This window comes from Rhizobium sp. 01L410, assembly GCF_056400165.1.
On the sequence record NZ_JBFTST010000029.1, the window covers coordinates 1 to 1180 of the forward strand.

General features: G+C 59.9%; 1 protein-coding gene. It reads left to right on the forward strand.

Features of this window, described 5'->3' with window-relative positions; all coding sequences use genetic code 11:
- Nucleotides 1–2: 2 nt before the first annotated feature.
- Nucleotides 3–1178: an elongation factor Tu gene (tuf, locus tag AC1DV9_RS29085; protein ID WP_477951297.1), complete on the forward strand. Its 1176-nt coding sequence runs from the start codon at nt 3–5 to the stop codon at nt 1176–1178.
- Nucleotides 1179–1180 lie beyond the last annotated feature (2 nt).

Sequence of the window (1180 nt, forward strand, 5' to 3'; positions counted from 1 at the left end):
AAATGGCAAAGAGTAAGTTTGAGCGCAACAAGCCGCACGTAAACATCGGCACGATCGGCCACGTTGACCACGGCAAGACGTCTCTGACGGCAGCGATCACGAAGTATTTCGGCGAGTTCAAGGCGTATGACCAGATCGACGCTGCTCCGGAAGAAAAGGCACGCGGCATCACCATTTCGACGGCACACGTCGAATATGAAACGCCGAACCGCCACTATGCGCACGTCGACTGCCCCGGCCACGCCGACTACGTCAAGAACATGATCACCGGTGCCGCACAGATGGACGGCGCGATCCTGGTTTGCTCGGCAGCTGACGGCCCGATGCCGCAGACCCGCGAGCACATCCTGCTCGCCCGCCAGGTTGGCGTTCCGGCAATCGTCGTGTTCCTCAACAAGGTTGACCAGGTTGACGACGCCGAGCTTCTCGAACTCGTCGAGCTCGAAGTTCGCGAACTGCTGTCGTCCTACGACTTCCCGGGCGACGACATTCCGGTTGTCAAGGGTTCGGCTCTGGCTGCTCTCGAAGACTCTGACAAGAAGATCGGCGAAGACGCGATCCGCGAGCTGATGGCTCAGGTCGACGCCTACATCCCGACGCCTGAGCGTCCGATCAACCTGCCGTTCCTGATGCCGATCGAAGACGTGTTCTCGATCTCGGGCCGTGGTACGGTTGTGACCGGCCGCGTCGAGCGTGGTATCGTCAAGGTTGGCGAAGAAGTCGAAATCGTCGGCATCCGCGCGACCTCGAAGACGACGGTTACCGGCGTTGAAATGTTCCGCAAGCTGCTCGATCAGGGCCAGGCCGGCGACAACATCGGCGCTCTGGTTCGCGGTGTTAACCGTGACGGCGTCGAGCGTGGTCAGATCCTGTGCAAGCCGGGTTCTGTCAAGCCGCACAAGAAGTTCAATGCCGAAGCCTACATCCTGACGAAGGAAGAAGGCGGCCGTCATACGCCGTTCTTCACCAACTACCGCCCGCAGTTCTACTTCCGTACGACTGACGTGACCGGTATCGTTTCGCTTCCGGAAGGCACGGAAATGGTTATGCCTGGCGACAACGTCACCGTTGTTGTCGAGCTGATCGTTCCGATCGCGATGGAAGAAAAGCTGCGCTTCGCGATCCGCGAAGGCGGCCGTACCGTCGGCGCCGGCATCGTCGCCTCGATCATCGAGTAATC